This is a genomic window from Pseudomonas acericola (SeqCode), assembly GCF_053456465.1.
On the sequence record NZ_JBRFJB010000001.1, the window covers coordinates 591,082 to 610,544 of the forward strand.

Below are 19,463 nucleotides of genomic sequence, written 5' to 3' on the forward strand. Positions count from 1 at the left end.
AGGGGTTTATTTAACTTATTTTTGCAACAATCAACCGGCCAGCATCGGGTACGTAAACAAGCCGAAGTGAAGCAGATTCAAGCCGAAGTGCGTGGCAACCGCCGCGCCCAAGCCGCCGAAGCGATACGCCAGGCCATAACCGACCCCGGCAATGCTCGCCAGCAGTACCCACTGCCAACCCGCGCCCAGGTGCACCAGGCCGAAGAGCAGCGAGGCCAGCAGCAGCGCGAGATTGTCACCGTAGGGCAGCTGTTTGAAACGCTGGCTCAGCCCACCCTGGACGTAGCCACGGAACAGCGCTTCTTCCACCAGGGTGACCAACAGCAGATTGTTCAACACCCACAGCCACGCCTGCTCGGGCCATTTCGGCGCCCAACTGATCATGCCCAGCAACGCGGCGCCACCCAGCGCGGCCACGGCGGTCAAGGTCAACGCCAGCGCGGTGACGCAGATCGACAGGCGCAACGAACGGCGCGCCACGATCCACGGGCAGGCCAGCAGCAGCCAGAAGCCGATCAGCGGCTTGTCCTGGTTCAGGTACATGGAGAAGGGCACCGCGTCGGCGGTAAACCGCTGCGGGGCAATCCCGCGCCCATTGTAGAAACCCGGTAGCCAGTGCATCGCCAGGCCCAGGGCCAGCACGATAAACAAACCGTGGCCCAGGTAGCGCGCCCAAGGGGTGCGCTGCTGGCGCACGGCATACCCGGCCAGCAACAACAGGGCCACCGAGATGCCGGCGAGCAGGCCCAGTTGCCCATAGATCAGGGCCAGTACGTAGCCAATGGAAAGAAGCGCCAGGTACAGCCAGGGCAGTGCGAGCATGGGAAATCCTTGGAAAAATCTGGGCGGCATTATAGCGGCCGTCCTACAGGCGACACATGAAAACTCCGGTAATCGTCCTACAAGGTTTTAGCCAGCCGTCCTGGCCGCAACACCATCCACAACGCGCCGGCAATCAATAACCCGCCGTACACGTGCGCCATCGATAACGGCTCGCCCAGCAACAACGCCCCCCACAACACCCCGAACGGCGGGATCAGAAACGTAGTGGTCATCGACCGCACCGGCCCGATGGCGGTGAGCAAGCGGAAGTACAGCACGTAGGCCAGCGCCGTACACACCAGGCCCAACCCCAGCAACGAACCCCACACCGGCCAGCCGCCCCAACTCGCGGGCGGATGGCTGATGGCGCTGTAGGCAAACAGCGGCAACAGAAACAATGTCGCACCGAGCATGCTGCCCAGGGCCGACAGACGACTGTCCAAGCCACCGCGCTGATCCAGCCAGCGTCGCGCCAGGAACCCGGCAAAGCCGTAACAGGTGGTGGCGACCAGGCAGGCCAGCGCGCCCATCAACAGCTCCAGGTCAAACGCCACCGGCCCCGCACGGGTCAGCACGCCGACGCCGAGCAAGCCCAGGCTGACGCCGGCGAGTTTTGACGGGGTGAGGCGTTCACTGAAAAACAGCCCGCCAATCAACACGCCCATCAACGGCGTGGTGGCGTTGAAGATCGCCGAGTAACCCGCTGGCAACACCTGAGCGGCGACTGAATACATCGTTGCCGGGATGCCTGAGTTGATCACCCCCAGCAGCAGGACGGTCTTGAACTTGCCCTGGAAATCCCACTTCACCCGCATCACTGCCAGGATCACCAACAACCCGGCAGCCGCAATCGACACACGGAAAAACGCGGTCGGCACCGCCCCCAGCTCCGGCGCGATAATGCGCATGAACAGGAAACTGGCGCCCCAAATAGCGGCGAGCCCCAGCAGGTACAAGGTGTCGACAGGTCTCACGGAACTCTCCTACATCAATCAGGCGGCGAGTGTTGCACGCCCCCTCGACTGTTTACAGGACAAACCGCGTCACCAGCCCATTGAGGTCCACCGCCAGACGCGACAGTTCCTGGCTGGCGGCCGAGGTCTGGGTGGCACCGGCGGCGGTCTGGGTGGACAGGTCGCGAATGTTCACCAAACTGCGGTCCACCTCGCGTGCCACCAGGGCCTGTTGCTCGGCGGCGCTGGCGATCACCAGGTTGCGTTGGCTGATCTGCGAGATGGCGGCGGTGATTTTCTCCAGGGCGCTGCCGGCGCTGTTGGCCCGTTGCAAGGTTTGGCCGGCGTGTTCGGCGCTGCTGTTCAGTGCGCCGACGGTGTCCTGGGTGCCTTGCTGGATGCCGGTGATCATCTGCTCGATTTCTTCGGTGGAGTCCTGGGTGCGTTGGGCCAGCGAGCGCACCTCGTCGGCAACCACCGCAAAACCACGGCCAGCCTCGCCCGCGCGGGCGGCTTCGATGGCGGCGTTGAGCGCCAGCAGGTTGGTTTGCCCGGCAATGCCACGGATCACTTCCAGCACCTTGCTGATGTCCTGGGCCTGCACCGCCAGGCCTTCGGCTTTATTGGAGGCACCGAGCACTTCGTCCACCAGGTTCTGGATCGAGCTGATGGTTTCGCTGATCTGGTAGTGGCCGTGCTTGCTGTCTTCGTCGGACGCCTTGGACGCCTCGGCGCTGGACACCGCATTGCCCGCCACCTCGTCCACCGCCGCGCTCATCTGGGTCACGGCGGTTGCGGCCTGTTCTATTTCATCGTTCTGCGCTTGCAGGCCACGGGTGCTTTGTTCCATCACCGAACTCATTTCTTCGGCGGCGGAGGCCAGTTGTTGCGCCGATTCGCTGATGCCACGAATGGTGGTTTGCAGCTGCGCCTGCATGGTGGCCAGGGCCGTCAACAATTGCGCCGGCTCATCCTTGCCGCGCACCACGATGGGTTGGCTCAAGTCGCCAGCGGCGATGGTGCGCGCCACGCTCAGCGCCTGGCCGAGGGGCGCAGTGATGCTGCGGGTCAGCAGCCACGCCAGGACCAGGGTGGCCAGCAGCGCGAACACGATGATCGAGCCGACCACCCATTGTGCGTTCGTGTACATCTGCGCCGCCGACGCCACTGCCGCTTCAACGCCGTTCTGGTTGAACACGATCAGCTCTTCCAGGCTTTTGCTGAGGATCACACCCTGGGGCGCCAGGCGAGTGTTGAGCAGGTCGATGGCGTCTTGTTGCTGATCCTTGTCCACCAGCGCGACGATCTGCCCGACCAGGCTGAGGTAACCGTCCACGTTGACCTTGAGCTGCTTGAGTTTCTCGCCTTCTTCGGCGTCGCTGAGCAGGCTTTCGTGATGCTGCAGCAGGGTTTGCAGTTCGCTGCGATGGCGGCCGAGCAGGCTTTTGCTGGTGTCACGAATCCGCGATTCGTCGGTGGTCGCCAGGCGCAAAGCCTCCAGGCGGATGCTGGCCACGTAGGCGGCGCTGTCGTGGATATTCTCGATGCTCGGCATCCACGATTGCTCAATGACCAGCGCACTTTCGCGCAGCTTGGCCATCTGGCCCAGGCCAAACAGGCCAACGATCACCAGCAAACTGGCCAAAACCCCAAAACTCAGACCAGCACGCAAGCCGATCCTCATATTCCTCAATGACATCTCAATGCTCCTTGGGCGATTAGAACCTGTTCCCGGGCCGGCCTTTTAGCCTTGTTAGGGGGGAAAGGGCGCGCTGTATAGCAAAGTGCCACTAATGAGGTAATCAGGGTTTCCCTTACGTTGTATCAAGACGGTTACATAGCCGTGCCGGCCATTGCGGTGCCGGGTTTTTCGCCCGCACAGCGCCAGGCTGCGCCGTTGCAGGCGTGTGGAGAAAAGACCCTGCGACTTTTTGGTGCGTTTATTGACCGGTTGGTCGAATTAAAAAAATTGAAAATAAATGTACGAGGTGAACGAAGTTGTACAAGGCGCTGGGAAAAATCGTCCTTCTCCTGCCTTCCTACACTGGCTAAGCTCAGTGCTTCCAGATACCCGTAGAGGTTTCCCGCATGTCGCCATCCACGCCCGCCCTCGCCATCGCCCGGATGATCCTTGATGGCTTCGACGATTACCGCGAGCACTTCCGCCAGATCACCGACGGCGCCCGCGAGCGTTTCGAAAAGGCCCAGTGGCAGCAGGGCCAGGCGGCGTCTGCGGCGCGGATCAACCTGTATGAAGAGAAGGTCGGCGAAGTGACCACGCGCCTGCACGCGAGCTTCGCCGAGGGCGAATTGCTGGACATCGACCTGTGGCCCCTGGTGAAAAGCGCCTACATCGGCCTGATCGACCTGCGCTTTGACGATGAGCTGTCCGAGACCTGGTACAACTCGATCTTCTGCGGCCTGTTCAGCCATGACCTGATCAGCGACGGCTGCATGTTCATCCACACCACCCGGCCCAGCCTGCGCCGGGCGCGCGCGGCGCAAACGCGCACCTATGCACCGGCGGGCAACATCGCCGCGATGCTGGCGCAGGTCTTCGCCGACTATCGCTTCAGCGAGCCCTACGCCGACCTGCCCGCCGACCTGCGCCGCCTGGAAGCGCAACTGCGCGAGAACCTGCCGGACTGGGTATGCAAAGACCCCGACCTCAAGGTCGAGCTGTTTTCCTCGGTGCTCTACCGCAATAAAGGCGCCTACCTCGTAGGACGCATCTACACCCGCGACGAACAATGGCCCCTGGTGATCCCGTTGCTGCACCGCGAAGGGCAGGGCATCCAGATCGACGCGTTGATCACCGACGAAGCCGATGTGTCGATCATCTTTTCGTTTACCCGTTCCTACTTCATGGTCGATGTGCCGGTGCCGGCTGAGTTCATCGGCTTTCTGCGGCGCATCCTGCCGGGCAAGCACATTGCTGAGCTGTACACCTCCATCGGCTTCTACAAGCACGGCAAGTCGGAGTTCTACCGCGCGCTGATCAACCACCTGGCGACCACCGACGATCAATTCATCATGGCCCCCGGCGTGCGTGGCATGGTCATGAGCGTGTTCACGCTGCCGGGCTTCAACACCGTGTTCAAGATCATCAAGGACCGCTTTTCACCGTCGAAAAACGTCAACCGCGCCACCGTGATCGAGAAATATCGCTTGGTCAAAAGCGTCGACCGCGTAGGACGCATGGCCGACACCCAGGAATTCGCCGACTTCCGTTTCCCCCTCAGCAAATTCGAACCCGAGTGCCTGGCCGAACTGCTGGAAGTCGCCGCCGGCACCGTCGAAGTCGAAGGCGACACGGTGCTTATCCGCCACTGCTGGACCGAGCGGCGCATGACCCCGCTCAACCTCTACCTGGAAAACGCCAACCCCGCCCAGGTGCGCGAAGCCCTCGAAGACTACGGCCTGGCCATCAAGCAACTGGCGGCGGCGAATATCTTCCCCGGCGACATGCTGCTGAAAAACTTCGGCGTCACCCGCCACGGCCGCGTGGTGTTCTATGACTACGACGAAATCTGCTTTCTCACCGAAGCCAACTTCCGCCATATCCCCGCACCGCGCACCCCCGAGGACGAAATGGCCTCCGAGCCCTGGTACTCCATCGGCCCGCTGGATGTGTTCCCCGAAGAGTTCCCGCCGTTCCTGTTCGCCGATGCCGGCCAGCGCAAGCTGTTCGATGAACTGCACGGCGAGCTGTACAACGCTGATTACTGGAAAGGTCTGCAAGAGGCGATTCGTGCGGGCAAGGTCATTGATGTGTTTCCGTATAAGAGGAAAGAGCAGCCATAAGCTGCAAGCGGCAAGTAAGAGCCGCTCTGCTTTTACTTGCCGCTTGAAGCTTGCCGCTCACCACCGCTTTTCTGCCACAATCCGCCCCCTGCATAAATAGACGACCCTTGCCTACCTGATGACTGACCAAGCGCCCACTATCGACCAACTGCTCAAAACCCTCGATCACGCCATGCTCGCCGACCGCCACCGCTTGCGTCGGCAGTTGCTGGAGCTGCGCAAGAAACCCGACGAGGACAAGTTGGCGCAGTGGGTGGCGCGCATGCAGGCGTCCTGTGCCCAGGTCACGGCGCGGCGTGCCAGCCTGCCGGTGATTCGTTACGACGACAGCCTGCCGATTGCCGCCAAGCGCGATGAGATCAAAGAAGCGCTGAACAAGCATCAGGTGCTGATCATTGCCGGCGAGACCGGCTCGGGTAAAACCACGCAGTTGCCGAAGATCTGCCTGGAAATCGGTCGCGGCCAATTCGGCCTGATCGGCCACACACAGCCGCGCCGGATCGCTGCGCGCAGCGTCGCCAGCCGGGTTGCCGAAGAATTGGCCACGCCGCTCGGCGCGCTGGTCGGCTATCAGGTGCGCTTTGAAGACCAGAGCGACTCCAACACCCTGATCAAGTTGATGACCGACGGCATCCTCCTGGCGGAAACCCAGAACGACCGCTACCTGGAACGCTACGACACGATCATCGTCGACGAAGCCCACGAGCGCAGCCTGAACATCGACTTCCTGCTGGGTTACCTGAAGACCCTGCTGCCCCGTCGCCCGGACCTGAAGGTCATCATCACCTCGGCGACCATCGACCTCGAGCGCTTCTCCAAGCACTTCGACGATGCGCCGATTGTCGAAGTGTCGGGCCGCACCTTCCCGGTGGACACCTGGTACCGCCCGCTGACCCTGGAGCAGGACGAGGAGGGCAACCGCGTCGAGGACGACCTGACTGTCGACCAGGCGATCCTCGCCACCCTCGATGAAATCGCCGCCTACGAGCGCAGTGAGCGCCGCAGCCCTGGCGACGTGCTGGTGTTCTTGCCCGGTGAGCGCGAGATTCGCGACGCCGCCGACATGCTGCGCAAGGCCCAGCTCAAGCACACCGAAATCCTGCCGCTGTACGCGCGCCTGTCACCGGCCGAGCAGCAGCGGATTTTCCAGTCCCATCCGGGCCGGCGCGTGGTGCTGGCGACCAACGTAGCGGAAACCTCGCTGACCGTGCCGGGCATCCGTTATGTCATCGACAGCGGCACCGCGCGCATCAGCCGCTACAGCTACCGCGCCAAGGTGCAGCGCCTGCCCATCGAGGCGATTTCCCAGGCCAGTGCCAACCAGCGTAAAGGCCGGTGCGGCCGGGTCGAGCCGGGCATCTGCATCCGCTTGTACAGCGAAGAAGACTTTATTGGCCGCCCGGAGTTTACCGACCCGGAAATCCTGCGCACCAACCTCGCCGCCGTGATCCTGCAGATGCTGCACCTGCGCCTGGGCGAAATCACCGACTTCCCGTTTATCGAACCGCCCGACGGCAAGGCCATCAGCGACGGTTTCAACCTGCTGCAAGAACTCTCGGCCGTGGACCGCAACAGCCAGCTCACGCCGTTGGGCCGCCAGTTGGCGCGCCTGCCGGTGGACCCGCGCATGGGCCGCATGCTGCTGGAAGCGGCCAAGCTCGGCAGTTTGCAGGAAGTGCTGATCGTCGCCAGCGCCATGTCGATCCAGGACCCGCGCGAGCGTCCGCCGGAGCGTCAGCAAGCCGCCGACCAGGCCCACGCACAATGGAAAGACGCGGATTCGGACTTCGCCGGCCTGGTCAATCTGTGGCGCGGCTTTGAAGAGCAGCGCCAGGAGCTGACCGCCAGCCCACTGCGCAACTGGTGCCGCAAGAACTTCCTCAACTATTTGCGCCTGCGCGAATGGCGCGACTCCCATCGCCAGCTCAGCCTGATTTGCCGCGACATGCAACTGACGATCAACAAAGAACCGGCGGATTTTCCGAAACTGCACAAGGCGGTGCTGTCCGGCCTGCTCAGCCAGATCGGCCAGAAGACCGAAGACGGCGATTACCTGGGGGCGCGCCAGCGGCGCTTCTGGATTCATCCGTCGTCGGGCATCGGCAAAAAACGCCCGCAATGGCTGATGACCGCCGAACTGGTGGAAACCACCAAGCTGTATGCGCGCATGGTCGCCAAGATCGACGCCGACTGGATCGAGCCGCTGGCTGGGCATCTGATCAAGAAGAACCACTTCGAACCGCATTGGGAGAAGAAGCGCGGCCAAGTGGTGGCGTTTGAGCAGATCACTTTGTTCGGGTTGATCGTGGTCGGGCGTCGGCCGGTGCATTACGGGCCGATTGATCCGGTGGTGTCGCGCGAGTTGTTTATCCGCGAAGGCCTGGTGCGCGGCGAGATTCAGTCGCGGGCCAAGTGCCTGACCGCCAACCAGCAACTGCTGGAACAGCTCGACGAGCTGGAAGCCAAGGCGCGCCGGCGCGACATTCTCGCGGATGAAGAAACCCTGTACGCCTTCTACGATGCGCGCCTGCCGGCGGAGATCCACCAGACCGCGACCTTTGACAGCTGGTACAAGGTCCACAGCCAGAAAGACCCGCAGTTGCTGATCATGCGCGAAGAAGACGTGCTGGCCCGCGAGGCCAGTGAAGTCACCGCCGCGCATTACCCGGACACGCTGCACCTGGGCGATCTGGAACTGGCCTTGAGTTACCACTTCGAACCCAACCACCCGCGCGACGGCGTGACCCTGCGCGTGCCCGCGCCGCTGTTGCCGGCGTTGCCGCCCGAGCGCCTGGAGTGGCTGGTGCCGGGGCTGATCGAGGCCAAGTGCATCGCCCTGGTGCGCAACTTGCCGAAAGCGCTGCGCAAGAACTTCGTGCCGGTGCCGGATTTCGTCAAGGCCGCCCTGCAACGCATCGAATTCGGCCAGGGCTCGCTGCCTCAGGCGCTGGGACGTGAACTGCTGCGCATGACCGGCGCGCGGGTCAGCGATGAAGCCTGGGCCGAGGCGGCGCAGCAGGTGGACAGCCACCTGAAGATGAACCTGGAAGTGGTCGATGGCCAAGGCAAGTTCCTCGGCGAAGGCCGCGACCTGGCCGAGCTGACGGCGCGCTTCGCCGAAGCCAGCCAGGCCGCGCTGGCCGTGCCGCAAACCGCGAAAAGCCAGCAACCGGTGGAAGCCAAGGTGTTTGCGGCGGTCGCCGAGAAGACTCAGCAAAAGATTGCTGGCCTGTCGATGACGGTCTATCCGGCACTGGTGGAAGAAAACGGCACGGTCAAGGAAGGGCGTTTCTCCACGGCGGCCGAAGCTGAGTTCCAGCATCGCCGCGCCTTGCAACGCTTGCTGATGCAGCAACTGGCGGAACCGGCCAAGTTCCTGCGCGGCAAATTGCCCGGTCTTACCGAGTTGGGGCTGATGTACCGCGAACTGGGGCGCATCGACGCCCTGGTGGAAGATATCCTGCTGGCCAGCCTCGACACCTGCGTACTGGAAGGCGAAGCCAGCCTGCCGCGCGATGGTGCCGGTTTGGCCGCCTTGGCCGAGCGTAAGCGTGGCAGCTGGACCGAACACGCCGAGCGCCTGGCACGCTTGACCCTGGAAGTATTGAAACTCTGGCACGCGCTGCAAAAGCGTTTCAAAGGCAAGATCGACCTGGCCCAGGCCGTGGCCTTGAACGATATCAAGCTGCAACTGAGTAACCTGGTGTACCCCGGTTTTGTCCGCGAAACCCCGGCGCAGTGGTTCAAGGAACTGCCGCGTTACCTCAAGGCCATCGAACTGCGCCTGGAGAAATTGCCGAGCCAGGTGCAAAAGGACCGGGTGTGGAGCGGCGAGTTGGCCGGTTTGTGGGCGCAGTATGAGAACCGCCTGAAAAAGCACGCCCAGGAAGGCAAGCGCGATCCCCAGCTGGAGTTGTACCGCTGGTGGTTGGAGGAATATCGGGTGTCGTTGTTTGGCCAACAGTTGGGCACCAAGGTGCCGATTTCCGACAAACGCCTGAGCAAGCAATGGAGCCTGGTCGAGGCCTGAGGCCCGACCCAAATCCAAACCCCAATCCCCTGTGGGAGCGGGCTTGCCCGCGATAGCGGTCTATCAGTTGCTGATGTGCAAACTGACCCGCCGCCATCGCAGGCAAGCCAGCTCCCACAGTTCAGGTACATCCAGGAAAATGGCGGTTTGTCCGCAGATAGCGCCAAATTCCGAGGGTTGTGGCAAACTTCGCGCCTATAAATGCCGGGATCGTCGGTTTGGGCTGGCTGGTGCAGCCACGGCGCGATGGAATAAAGCGATGCCAGTTTGATGTCCGCCGGGCGGATTCGGACTACTTACAGTTTGGTACGAAGGTACCAACATTCCCTGCCTGACAGATTTAGAGGAACGACCGTGCATAACGTCGTGATCAGCGGCACCGGCCTGTACACCCCTGCCAACAGCATCTCCAACGAAGAGCTGGTGCAGTCTTTCAATACCTACGTGCAACAGTTCAACAGCGACAACGCTGCCGCCATCGAGCGCGGTGAAGTGCAGGCGCTGACCGAATCCAGCGCCGCGTTTATCGAGAAAGCCTCGGGCATCAAGAGCCGCTTCGTGATGGACAAGGACGGCATCCTCGACCCCAAGCGCATGGCCCCGCGCCTGCCTGAGCGCAGCAACGACGAATGGTCGGTGCTCTGCCAGATGGCCGTCGGCGCGGCCGAACAGGCCCTGCAACGCGCCGGCAAGACCGCTGCCGATATCGACGGTGTGATCGTCGCCTGTTCCAACTTGCAGCGCGCTTACCCAGCCATCGCCATCGAAGTCCAGGAAGCCCTGGGCATCGAAGGTTTCGGTTTTGACATGAACGTCGCGTGTTCCTCGGCCACCTTCGGCATCCAGAACGCCGCCAACAGCATCGCGCTGGGCCAGGCCCGGGCGATCCTGATGGTCAACCCGGAAGTCTGCACCGGCCACCTGAATTTCCGTGACCGTGACAGCCACTTCATCTTTGGCGATGCGGCCACCGCCGTGATTCTGGAGCGTGCCGACCTGGCGACGTCCGAGCACCAGTTCGACGTGGTCAGCACCAAGCTGCTGACCAAGTTCTCCAATAACATCCGCAACAACTTCGGCTTCCTCAACCGCGCGGCGGAAGAGGGCATCGGTGCACCCGACAAGCTGTTCGTGCAGGAAGGCCGCAAAGTCTTCCGCGACGTGTGCCCGATGGTCGCCGAGCTGATCGGCGTGCACCTGGCGGAAAACCAGTTGGACGTGGCGGACGTGAAGCGTTTCTGGCTGCACCAGGCCAACCTGAGCATGAACCACCTGATCGTGAAAAAACTGCTGGGCCGCGAGGCCACGGTGGAAGAAGCGCCGGTGATCCTTGATACCTATGCCAACACCAGTTCGGCGGGGTCGGTGATTGCGTTTCATACTTACCAGGACGATCTGGCGAAGGGTTCCGTTGCCGTGCTCAGCTCGTTTGGTGCTGGGTACTCAATTGGCAGCGTAATCCTGCGCAAACGCTGATTGGTCTGTCGGGCGCGGTAAAATGTGGGAGCTGGCTTGCCTGCGATGGCATCACTGCAGTCTGACTGACAGACCGAGGTGTCTGCATCGCAGGCAAGCCAGCTCCCACAAAAAAGCCAGCACCCACAACAGCCAGATCTCATACCTATCGCATTGAGGTAGCCCATGGCAGCAGCCGACGACGCGCACCTGCTTGAACGCCTGCTCAAGGGTGAGCAGCGGGCCTACAAGGAATTGGTCACCACTTACCAGAGCGCCATGCGCGCGGTGGCCTATGCCATCGTCGGACAGCGCCATGCCGACGAAATCGTCCAGGATGCCTGGCTGTCGGTGGTCCGCAACCTTTCCAAGTTCGAAGGGCGTTCCAGCCTCAAGACCTGGCTGCTGACCATCACCGCCAACGCCGCCAAGGGCCGTTACAAGCAGAACCGCCGCGAAGTGCTGCTGGATGATCTGCCATCACCCCACGGCACGATTGGTGACGATCGTTTTACCCCCGACGATGGCCACTGGGCCGTCGCCCCGTATGCCTGGCACCAGGACACCCCGGAAGCCCTGCTCACCGAGGATGAACTGCGCAACTGCCTTGAACACACCTTGCTGAGCCTGTCGGAATTGCAAAGCAGCGTGCTGGTGTTGCGTGAACGCCAAGGCCTGGAGTTGGAAGAGATCTGTAATCTTCTGACGCTCTCTCTCTCCAATGTCCGTGTGCTGTTGCATCGAGCACGGCTTAAAGTCTTCGCCACGGTGGAGCATTTTGAGGAAACGGGCGAATGCTGACCTGTAAAGAACAAGTGGCGCGTTCCAGTGACTATCTCGATGGGCAATTGACCTTTCGCGAGCGCTTGCTGGTGCGTCATCACCTGATGTTTTGCCCCAACTGCCGACGGTTTATCCGCCAGATGCGCTTGATGCAGGCCACGCTGAAGATACTGCCGGACGAGCCGGTGGGGGATGTGGATGCCTTGGCGCAGCAGCTGGCTGCCGAGCGGCTCAAGGATCAGAAAGGCGGGGAATAAGCAGGCTCGCGTGGCGGGATCGAACGGATGATGGGGACCGATCCAACCACGCAAGACTGGTAGAAAAGCAGCTTCAAGCGGTTAGCTTGAAGCTGCAAGTGACGTGCTCTTCCTTGAAGCTTGCAGCTTGAAACTTACGCTGCCCCTCTTAAAACTTCGCTTCTGCGTCCAGCTGCAAGGTGTTGACCTTGGCATCGCGGTAGTTTGGCGCGCTGGAGTAATCGGCCTTGGTCAGGAAGTAAGTGGCGCCGATGGCGAAGTTCTTGTCGATGTCGTAACCGACCTTGAACTTGTGACCGCGCGAACCGGTAACACCGCCGGCGAAGTCCGAGTCGGTGAAGCCACCGACCACGGCGTAACGCTGGATGTCGCGGTAGTTGTAGTCCAGGTTCAAGCCAAACACTTTGGACTTGGCACCCACCAACCAGGCAGTGTCCTTGTCGCTTTCAGTGGCTTTGGTGTTTTGTACGTACTGACCGTAGAACGACAACGGTACGGCCAGGCCGCCGACGTCGATCTGGCTGAAGCCTTCATACAAGCGGTATTCGCTGGCATTGCCGGCCACGGTGTTCAGGATGGTTTCCTGTGGGGTCAGGCAGGCGGTGGAGCCGGCAGTCGGGCAACGGCTGTCTTCGTCGTTCTGGAACGCGTAGACGCTGCCGCCCAAGGTCACTTTCAGGTTGTCGGTCACGGCGAAACGCGCGCCCAACTGGCCGGATGTCATGCGCATGTCGTTGCGAAATTGCACGCCTTCGCCGTTGACGTTGTCTTTGAGGCTGTAGTTACCGGCGCTACCGAACAGCTCGGCGCTGCCACCCAGTGGGTATTTGTAGGTCAGTGCCAGACCTTCCGGGTTCACGTCGGTGTCCCAGATCACGTCGCCCATGCTGACCCACGGTTGCAGCATCTTGCCGCCGATCACGTGCAGGTTCTTGACCTGGTCAGGGTGGTAGTCGATGTAGCCGAGGTCCAGCCACAGCGCTTTCTTGTTGAAGTAGCCGTCCAGGTCCACGTTGGTGGAACGGGCGTCGTCGCTGCTGCCGGTGGCGATACGGATACCGGTGTCGACTTGCGAGTTGATCTCGGTGTAGGCACCCAGACGGGCACGCAGGCGCTGGCGATCCTTGTCCTTGCCGCCGTTGTTTGGCGAGCCTTCGACCTTGACGGTCTCTTGACGCACGCGCACGTCGCCTTTGAATTGAGTCTTGGCCGCCCAGGCCAGCTTCTGGTCGAAGCTGCTCAGTTCGTTGGTTTTCTTCGCGGTGGCCGCGATCTGTTCGTTGGTCTCTTGTTGAGCTTGCCGTGCGATCTGCTGTTCTTTCTGATCCCGTGCCAGCTCAGCTTGCAATTCGCTGTACTGGGCATTGGTGATCTGGCCGTTGGCCTTGAGCATGTCGAGCAATTTAGCGTCGACTGCAGCGTTGGCCGGTACGCTCAGGGCCAGCAACAGGCCGCCGCACAGGATCGCCGCAGTTTTAGTGGAAGCAAGACGCATATCAATCTCCGAAAGTGAGGAGGGATGGCAAACCATCCAGGACACAACCGACCGATGACGGACGGAAAAATAGCCGCCCGGTAGCACCAGGCGCTCTAAAAACAGGCGTCAGTATCGCGATCGTTTATGACGGAGCAGTGGCGAAGTGATGTCATCTACATGACAAATTATTCATGATGGGAACTATTGCTTTAGAGCCTTGTCCGGCGATTCGAGCGTGTGCGAAGGTCGGCGATAAGCGATACTCGCGAGGCTTTCATGCCCTTCAGAAACGAGAATGCCGATGCCGCTGCAACGTCTGACCAACCTGTCCGAAATCGCCCCGCAGACCTGGGATGCGCTGGTGCCAGACGCCCAGCCGTTTGTGCGGCACGCGTTCCTGAGTGCGTTGGAAGACAGCGGCAGCGTTGGCCCGCACTCCGGCTGGCAACCGGAACATTTGCTGCATTGGGAAGGCGAGCAGCTGGTGGCGGCACTGCCCAGTTATCGCAAGTGGCACTCCTATGGCGAGTACGTGTTCGATCATGGTTGGGCCGACGCCTGCGAGCGGGCCGGCATCGATTACTATCCCAAGCTGCTCACCGCCGTGCCGTTCAGCCCGGTCAGCGGGCCACGCCTGTTGGCGGCGAGTGCCAAGGACGGTTTTGAACTGCTCAAAAGCCTGCCGGGTTACCTGGAAATCGAAGGGCTCTCCAGCGCCCATATCAACTTCACCGACGGTTTGGCCGATGACGCGTTGGCCCAGCAACCGGGCTGGTTGCAGCGTCTTGGCTGTCAGTTTCACTGGCAGAACCGTGGCTACCGCGACTTCCAGGACTTCCTCGACGCCCTCAGCTCACGCAAGCGCAAACAGATGCGCAAAGAGCGCGAACAAGTGACCGGGCAGGGCATCGACTTCGAGTGGTTGCACGGCCATGAGCTGAGCGAAGCGCAGTGGGATTTTGTCTACGCCTGCTACGCCAACACCTACGCAGTGCGCCGCCAATCGCCGTACCTGACCCGCGAGTTTTTCAGCTTGCTCGCTGAGCGCATGCCCGAAGCGATCCGCGTAGTGCTGGCCAAGCAAGGTACGCGGCCGGTGGCCATGGCGTTCAGCCTGATCGGTGGCGACAGCTTCTACGGCCGCTATTGGGGTTGCCTGGCGGAGTTCGACCGCCTGCATTTCGAAACCTGTTTCTACCAGGGCATGGACTACGCCATCGCCCATGGCGTGCAACGCTTTGATGCTGGCGCACAGGGTGAGCACAAGTTGATTCGCGGGTTTGAACCGGTGATTACGCGGTCGTGGCACTACTTGCGGCATGCGGGGTTGAAGAACGCCGTGGAGGATTTCCTGGACCGTGAGCGGGTGGGGATTGTGGCGTATGCCGAAGAGGCGCGGGGTGCGTTGCCTTATCGGCAGGTGTAGCGCGGAAGATGCAGGCACAGCAGGCCGATGTGGGAGCTGGCTTGCCTGCGATGCAGGCACCTCGGTGTTTCAGTGATACCTAGGTGATGCCATCGCAGGCAAGCCAGCTCCCACATTTGATTTGTGGTTTGTTTGGGGGTGTGACAATTCTGAAAAAAAGCCCTGCCTTATCGGCAGGGCTGAGCCCGCGGTGCCTCAGGCCGGCTCCTCCTTGCCCAGCCATCGATAAGTAAAACCACCGATCACCGCACCCAGGATCGGCGCGAGCCAGAACATCCACAATTGCTGGATCGCCCACCCGCCAACGATCAAGGCGGGCCCCGTACTGCGCGCGGGGTTGACCGAGGTGTTGGTGACGGGAATGGAGATCAGGTGGATCAGCGTCAAGGCCAGGCCGATGGCGATGGGCGCAAGGCCCTTCGGGGCGCGGTGGTCGGTGGCGCCGAGGATGATCAGCACGAACATCGCCGTCATCACCAGCTCACAGACAAACCCTGCCGCCATCGAGTAACCGCCGGGCGAGTGCTCGCCATAGCCGTTGGATGCCAGGCCCGACGCCAGTTCAAAGCCGGGCTTGCCGCTGGCAATGAAGTACAACAAGGCTGCGGCAACCGTGCCGCCGATGACCTGGGCGATGATGTACGCCGGTAACTCCTTGGCCGGGAACCTCCCGCCCACCACCAGCCCCACCGACACCGCCGGGTTGAGGTGACAACCGCTGATATGGCCGATGGCAAACGCCATGGTCAGCACCGTGAGCCCAAACGCCAGGGATACCCCCAGCAAACCGATCCCGACTGCCGGAAACGCTGCGGCCAACACCGCACTCCCGCAACCGCCCAACACCAGCCAAAACGTACCTAGACTCTCCGTGACTGAACGCTTGAACAAAGACATGGAACACGTCCTTGATAGATCGCTCTACCGAATCAGTAAAACTGTGATGCTCCCTGCACTTACTACAGCGCCTATCTGGGCACTGCGTTGAGTACAGCAGGGTTGTGGCACAAATCCAGTGTCCGAATCTGGGAGAGGCTCAATCAAATGTGGGAGGGGGCTTGCCCGCGATAGCGGAGTGTCAGTCAATGAATCTGACGACTGATACACCGCTATCGCGGGCAAGCCCGCTCCCACATTTTGGACTGTGTTTGAGCTGTAGATGATTAGTCGATGCCGACGAACCCCCCAGTCTGGTGCTGCCACAACCGCGCGTACAACCCACCATGGGCCAGCAACTCGGCATGGCTGCCCGTCTCGGCAATCTGGCCTTTCTCCAGCACCACCAGGCGGTCCATGCGCGCAATGGTCGACAAGCGGTGCGCAATCGCAATCACGGTCTTGCCTTGCATCAGGGTTTCCAGGCTCTCCTGGATTGCCGCTTCCACTTCCGAGTCCAAGGCCGAGGTGGCTTCGTCCATGATCAGGATCGGCGCGTCCTTGAGCAGCACGCGGGCAATGGCGATGCGCTGGCGTTGCCCACCGGAGAGTTTCACCCCGCGCTCGCCCACGTGGGCGTCGAGCCCGGTGCGGCCTTCGGAATCCGACAGCAACGGGATGAATTCGTCGGCGCGGGCCTTGTGGATCGCGGCCCAGAGTTCTTCGTCGGTGGCGTCTGGCTTGCCATACAGCAGGTTGTCGCGGATCGAGCGGTGCAGCAGGGAAGTGTCCTGGGTGATCATGCCGATCTGTTCGCGCAAGGACTCCTGCGCAACCTCGGCGATGTTTTGCCCGTCGATCAGGATGCGCCCGCCTTGCAGGTCGTACAGGCGCAGCAGCAGGTTGACCAGGGTGGACTTACCGGCGCCGGACGGGCCGATTAAGCCGATCTTTTCCCCGGCCTGGATCTTCAGGTTCAGCCCGCCAATGATCCCGCTCTTCTTGCCATAGTGGAAATCCACTTGTTCAAAGCGCACTTCGCCCCGGGGCACCGTCAGGCGCGGGGCGTTTTCGCGGTCGACCACGGCCAGGGGCTGGGCGATGGTTTTCAAGCCGTCCTGCACCATGCCGATGTTTTCGAAGATGCCGTTGACCACCCACATGATCCAGCCGGACATGTTGACGATGCGGATCACCAGGCCGGTCGCCAGGGCAATTGCGCCGACGGAAATCAGCGACTGGGTCCACAACCACAGGGCCAGGCCGGTGGTGGTGACGATCAGCAGGCCGTTCATGCTGGTGATCACGATGTCCATGCTGGTGACCACGCGGCTGGCCAGCTGGGTTTTTTCGGTCTGCTCGATGATCGCTTCCTTGGCGTATTGCTGCTCGTATTGGGTATGGGCGAACAGCTTCAAGGTGGTGATGTTGGTGTAGCCATCGACGATGCGCCCCATCAGCTTGGAGCGCGCCTCGGAGGAAATCACCGAGCGCTCCTTCACCCGTGGCACGAAGTAGCGCAGGGCCAGGCTGTAGCAGATGATCCACGTCACCAGCGGGATCATCAGGCGCCAGTCGGCCTCGGCAAACAGCACCAGGGAGCTGATGGCGTAGATCGCCACGTGCCAGATCGCGTCCACCGCCGCGACGGCGGAGTCGCGCAGGGAGTTGCCGGTTTGCATGATGCGCTGGGCGATGCGCCCGGCGAAGTCGTTCTGGAAGAAATTCAGGCTCTGCTTGAGCACGTAGCTGTGGTTCTGCCAGCGGATCAGGCTGGTCATGCCGGGGCTGATGGTCTGGTGCACCAGCAGGTCGTGCAAGGCGCCGAAGATCGGACGCAGCAGCAGGGCGACCACGGCCATCCAGATCAGCTCGGTGCTGTGCACCTGGAAGAAATTCGCGGGCGGCGTGCCCTGGGCCAGGTCGATGATGCGGCTGAGGTAGCTGAACAGTGCGACCTCGATCAATGCGCCGATCAGGCCGACGACGAGCAAGGCGGCAAAATGCGGCCACACCTGACGCAGGTAATAGAGGTAGAAGGGCAGGACTTTATCGGGCGGGGCGTCGCTGGGGGCGTCGCGGAAAATATCGATCAGTTGTTCAAAACGACGATAGAGCATTAGGGTTGACGCCCGCCTGGCGGGCTCTCCTTTCAAATGCGCGCGCGGCCTTGTGGGCCGCGCACGAAACTCCCTGCAGACCTCAGTCGATGCGCTTGGCCGACTTGATCAGGACAGGATCGATTGGCACGTTCTGCATGCCCTGTTTGGTGGTGGTCTGGGAGTTGACGATGATGTCGACGACGTCCATGCCCTTGACCACTTTGGCGAACACGGCATAACCGGCATCGCGGCCTGGGTCGAGGAACGCATTGTCGGCGACGTTGATGAAGAACTGGCTGGTGGCCGAGTTCGGGTCGTTGGTGCGGGCCATGGACAAGGTGCCGCGTACGTTATGCAGGCCATTGCTGGCTTCGTTGCGGATCGGCGCTTCGGTCGGTTTTTGCGACATTTGCGCGGTGAACCCGCCGCCCTGGACCATGAAGCCCGGGATCACGCGGTGGAAGATCGTGTTGCTGTAGAAGCCCTTGTCCACGTAGGCCAGGAAGTTCTTGGTACTGATCGGCGCCTTGACCGGGTCCAGTTCGATTTCAATGTCGCCGTTGGTGGTGGAGATCAGCACGTGGGGCGCCTTGGCAGGCTCGGCCGCCATCAGGTTGGCAGCGAACAGAACAGAACCGGCAAAGAAGGCGATTTTTTTCAGCATGGGTCAGTGATCCTGGGTAGTGGTTTCGACTGTCTTTAGAAAATCGAGCAAGGTTGCGTTAAAGACTTCGGGTTGGTCCAAGGGCGTGGCATGGCGGGAATCTGCGATCACCACCAGTCGCGCATTGGGCAGCAGTTTTACATAGTTTTGTTTTTGCGCCACGGGGGTGTAGTCGTGGTCGGCGCTGATGACCAGAGTTGGACAGGTGATCCGCGAAAGTCGTTCCTGTACGCCCCAACCGACAATCGCATCGAAGCTGGCGAGATAAGCACGTTTGTCGTTTTTTGCCCAGCGCTCGGCCATCTTGCGGCGCAGGTCGGCCTGGTCCGGCTTGGGGAATAACCGGTCGCCCAAGGCCTTGCCGATCGTGGCCAGGCTGAGCACGCGCGCCAGGCTCCAGCGCTTGGTCCACTGCCAATAGTCGTTGGCACTGCGCACCTTGACCTCGGGCGCGCTGTTGACGATGCACAGGCTCTTGACCCGGTTCGGTTCGTCCACCGCCAATTGGAAGGCGATCATGCCACCCATGGACAAGCCCACCACGTGGGCGGGCGGTAGGTTCAGGTGTTCGATCAGGGCCAGCAGGTCAAAGGTAAAACCCTGGATGCTGTAGCGCTCACGGGGTTTGTCCGAGCGGCCGTGACCGCGCACATCGACCACGATCAGGCGGTAATGCCTGGCCAGCACGGGGATCTGCAACTCCCAATCCTGGCTGCTGGAGCCCAGGCCGTGGATCAGGATCAGCGGCGTGCCGTGGCCGTATTCCTCGTAGTGCAGGCTGCATCCTTCGTGGTCGAACCAGGCCATGCGTGAA

14 protein-coding genes and 1 pseudogene are annotated in these 19,463 nt (G+C 61.6%); 6 read left to right on the forward strand and 9 right to left on the reverse strand.

Translation table 11 applies throughout. From position 1 onward, the window contains the following. Positions 1–30 precede the first annotated feature (30 nt). From ACU688_RS02750 to ACU688_RS02760, 3 genes are all read right to left on the reverse strand, one after another. Positions 31–822, reverse strand: coding sequence for a CPBP family intramembrane glutamic endopeptidase (locus ACU688_RS02750; protein ID WP_124526602.1), 792 nt, complete (start codon positions 820–822; stop codon positions 31–33). A 77-nt stretch (positions 823–899) separates the two neighbouring features. Beyond that, positions 900–1,796, reverse strand: a complete 897-nt coding sequence (locus ACU688_RS02755) for a DMT family transporter (RefSeq protein ID WP_305430867.1) — start codon at positions 1,794–1,796, stop codon at positions 900–902. A 52-nt stretch (positions 1,797–1,848) separates the two neighbouring features. After that, positions 1,849–3,474 carry a methyl-accepting chemotaxis protein gene (locus ACU688_RS02760; protein ID WP_448183559.1) on the reverse strand — a complete coding sequence of 542 codons (1,626 nt, stop codon included), beginning with the start codon at positions 3,472–3,474 and terminating at the stop codon, positions 1,849–1,851. A 389-nt stretch (positions 3,475–3,863) separates the two neighbouring features. On the opposite strand from ACU688_RS02760, the gene aceK reads away from it, so the two are divergent. From aceK to ACU688_RS02785, 5 genes are all read left to right on the forward strand, one after another. Continuing rightward, entirely contained in the window at positions 3,864–5,579 is a 1,716-nt protein-coding gene (aceK, locus tag ACU688_RS02765) for a bifunctional isocitrate dehydrogenase kinase/phosphatase (protein ID WP_448183560.1), read from the forward strand. A 118-nt stretch (positions 5,580–5,697) separates the two neighbouring features. Continuing rightward, entirely contained in the window at positions 5,698–9,609 is a 3,912-nt protein-coding gene (hrpA, locus tag ACU688_RS02770; RefSeq protein ID WP_448183561.1) for an ATP-dependent RNA helicase HrpA, read from the forward strand. 354 nt (positions 9,610–9,963) lie between these two features. Beyond that, positions 9,964–11,085 carry a beta-ketoacyl-ACP synthase III gene (locus ACU688_RS02775; protein WP_448183562.1) on the forward strand — a complete coding sequence of 374 codons (1,122 nt, stop codon included), beginning with the start codon at positions 9,964–9,966 and terminating at the stop codon, positions 11,083–11,085. A 165-nt stretch (positions 11,086–11,250) separates the two neighbouring features. Next, positions 11,251–11,865: an RNA polymerase sigma factor gene (locus ACU688_RS02780; RefSeq protein ID WP_257782714.1), complete on the forward strand. Its 615-nt coding sequence runs from the start codon at positions 11,251–11,253 to the stop codon at positions 11,863–11,865. Further along, positions 11,859–12,104, forward strand: a complete 246-nt coding sequence (locus tag ACU688_RS02785; RefSeq protein ID WP_017735354.1) for an anti-sigma factor family protein — start codon at positions 11,859–11,861, stop codon at positions 12,102–12,104. The genes ACU688_RS02780 and ACU688_RS02785 overlap by 7 nt, the downstream gene beginning before the upstream one ends. A 148-nt stretch (positions 12,105–12,252) precedes the next feature. On the opposite strand, the gene ACU688_RS02790 is transcribed toward ACU688_RS02785, so the two are convergent. Together ACU688_RS02790 and ACU688_RS02795 are read right to left on the reverse strand one after the other, a co-directional pair. Continuing rightward, positions 12,253–12,669: a putative porin gene (locus tag ACU688_RS02790; RefSeq protein ID WP_448184021.1), complete on the reverse strand. Its 417-nt coding sequence runs from the start codon at positions 12,667–12,669 to the stop codon at positions 12,253–12,255. 54 nt (positions 12,670–12,723) lie between these two features. Then, positions 12,724–13,599: pseudogene (locus ACU688_RS02795) on the reverse strand (putative porin); the annotation flags it as partial. A gap of 283 nt (positions 13,600–13,882) precedes the next feature. Here ACU688_RS02795 and ACU688_RS02800 point away from each other — a divergent pair. Further along, entirely contained in the window at positions 13,883–15,007 is a 1,125-nt protein-coding gene (locus ACU688_RS02800; protein ID WP_448183563.1) for a GNAT family N-acetyltransferase, read from the forward strand. 195 nt (positions 15,008–15,202) lie between these two features. On the opposite strand, the gene aqpZ is transcribed toward ACU688_RS02800, so the two are convergent. The 4 genes from aqpZ to ACU688_RS02820 all read right to left on the reverse strand — a co-directional run bounded on the left by aqpZ (position 15,203) and on the right by ACU688_RS02820 (position 19,456). Then, positions 15,203–15,904 carry an aquaporin Z gene (gene aqpZ / locus ACU688_RS02805; protein WP_448183564.1) on the reverse strand — a complete coding sequence of 234 codons (702 nt, stop codon included), beginning with the start codon at positions 15,902–15,904 and terminating at the stop codon, positions 15,203–15,205. Between the two features lie 266 nt (positions 15,905–16,170). Then, complete coding sequence (locus tag ACU688_RS02810) at positions 16,171–18,003, reverse strand: ABC transporter ATP-binding protein (protein WP_448183565.1); 1,833 nt, start codon at positions 18,001–18,003, stop codon at positions 16,171–16,173. 82 nt (positions 18,004–18,085) lie between these two features. Beyond that, the gene (locus ACU688_RS02815) at positions 18,086–18,649 is read right to left on the reverse strand and encodes a peptidylprolyl isomerase (protein WP_448183566.1); all 564 of its coding nucleotides are present in this window, start codon (positions 18,647–18,649) and stop codon (positions 18,086–18,088) included. A gap of 3 nt (positions 18,650–18,652) precedes the next feature. Continuing rightward, on the reverse strand, positions 18,653–19,456 hold the full coding sequence (locus ACU688_RS02820; protein ID WP_448183567.1) for an alpha/beta fold hydrolase: 804 nt from the start codon (positions 19,454–19,456) through the stop codon (positions 18,653–18,655). Positions 19,457–19,463: the final 7 nt, after the last annotated feature.

Coding starts and splice junctions, on each gene's coding strand:
- ACU688_RS02815 (WP_448183566.1), bottom strand. CDS start 18,649: ATGCTGAAAAAAATCGCCTTCTTTGCCGGTTCTGTTCTGTTCGCTGCC.
- ACU688_RS02780 (WP_257782714.1), top strand. CDS start 11,251: ATGGCAGCAGCCGACGACGCGCACCTGCTTGAACGCCTGCTCAAGGGT.
- aceK (WP_448183560.1), top strand. CDS start 3,864: ATGTCGCCATCCACGCCCGCCCTCGCCATCGCCCGGATGATCCTTGAT.
- ACU688_RS02820 (WP_448183567.1), bottom strand. CDS start 19,456: ATGGCCTGGTTCGACCACGAAGGATGCAGCCTGCACTACGAGGAATAC.
- ACU688_RS02760 (WP_448183559.1), bottom strand. CDS start 3,474: ATGTCATTGAGGAATATGAGGATCGGCTTGCGTGCTGGTCTGAGTTTT.
- ACU688_RS02785 (WP_017735354.1), top strand. CDS start 11,859: ATGCTGACCTGTAAAGAACAAGTGGCGCGTTCCAGTGACTATCTCGAT.
- aqpZ (WP_448183564.1), bottom strand. CDS start 15,904: ATGTCTTTGTTCAAGCGTTCAGTCACGGAGAGTCTAGGTACGTTTTGG.
- hrpA (WP_448183561.1), top strand. CDS start 5,698: ATGACTGACCAAGCGCCCACTATCGACCAACTGCTCAAAACCCTCGAT.
- ACU688_RS02750 (WP_124526602.1), bottom strand. CDS start 822: ATGCTCGCACTGCCCTGGCTGTACCTGGCGCTTCTTTCCATTGGCTAC.
- ACU688_RS02810 (WP_448183565.1), bottom strand. CDS start 18,003: ATGCTCTATCGTCGTTTTGAACAACTGATCGATATTTTCCGCGACGCC.
- ACU688_RS02800 (WP_448183563.1), top strand. CDS start 13,883: ATGCCGCTGCAACGTCTGACCAACCTGTCCGAAATCGCCCCGCAGACC.